The sequence below is a fragment of the Pauljensenia sp. 20925_1_25 genome, from assembly GCF_041433955.1.
Taxonomy (GTDB): Bacteria; Actinomycetota; Actinomycetes; order Actinomycetales; family Actinomycetaceae; genus Pauljensenia.
Genome location: NZ_JAPWCL010000047.1, coordinates 1 through 1,081, shown reverse-complemented (window position 1 = coordinate 1,081; position 1,081 = coordinate 1). Strand labels below are relative to the sequence as shown.

The window sequence follows — 1,081 nt, the reverse complement described above, 5'->3', positions numbered from 1 at the left end:
GATGCCGCTATCACTGTGACGACGGCGATGATCGCGATGATCCAAGGGCGTGTTTTACGTTGGTGTAACTGTGGGGCGTTCATGGTTCTTTTTTCTCTCGATTGCCCTGCTAGTGGCCTTGTTTTTCTTCCCAGGTGTCGGTGTTGTTGATGACCAGGTGGGACAGGGGGAATTTGCCGGTTGTTTCTGTGGTGGTGACGAGGCCGTTGATGGTTTGTGTGTCCCCGGTGAAGGGGTTGGTGGCGGTTCCACTCCACGTGGTGGTCAGGGTGATGTCCCGGTCTTCGTGGGGGTAGGGGCCGTCCAACATGGAGCGCCAGCCTTGGGGTGGTGTGTAGTAGTGGCGGATCAGGTTCGGGTCGGTGTTCAAATCCATGCCCTCGGACCAGACTGATCCTGTGGAGGTGGTGACCAGGTTGGGGGTGCCATCTCCCCAGTTCCATTCGTAGTTCGTGGCGGTGAGTGTGATCGTGATGTCGCGTCCCAGCAGGTTGATGACGTGTGTTTGGGTGGGGCTGGTGACCGCGACAACGGTGGGGATGAACTTGTTCGTGTAGGAGACCCCGAGTGGTCGCTTATACAGGCCGGCCCCGTCGGCGTGGATGACGGTGGAGGCCAGGTAGAGGATGTCGCGCGTGGTGGGTACACGGCTCGGGTCTTGATTGGGTCCACCCTCAGGATCAGGAGGCAGCTCGCACCGAACGATAGTGGTGTCATCAGAAACAATCGGACTGTTGGCCGCCTTCCCAATGAACAGTTCCTTACAACGATCTTTGTAAGAACCAGACACAGGATCAGCCTTCACATCAGCCGTCTGCAGAGAACGCTCGTCATCGACAGCCAACGTGTCATTGGTCGATTCTTGCGCTGGCGACTGTTCATTCTCGTGGAGCCAACCAGAGACCCCGATGCCACCCGGGACAGTTGAAGCGCATAATCCAGCTTGTGTGCCCGAATCAAAATCACAAGGACTGGGGGTGCTGTCGGCGAATACAGGGGAAGCATTTAGGAGTAGAAGTAATGCACCAAAGATGCTTCCGTATGCACGTCGTTGCCTATTTGCCGTTTGCATGGGGGATGT

1 protein-coding gene is annotated in these 1,081 nt (G+C 56.8%); it reads right to left on the bottom strand.

From position 1 onward, the window contains the following. Positions 1-109: 109 nt before the first annotated feature. Positions 110-844, bottom strand: a complete 735-nt coding sequence (locus tag O3932_RS10445; protein WP_371538308.1) for a hypothetical protein — start codon at positions 842-844, stop codon at positions 110-112. Positions 845-1,081: the final 237 nt, after the last annotated feature.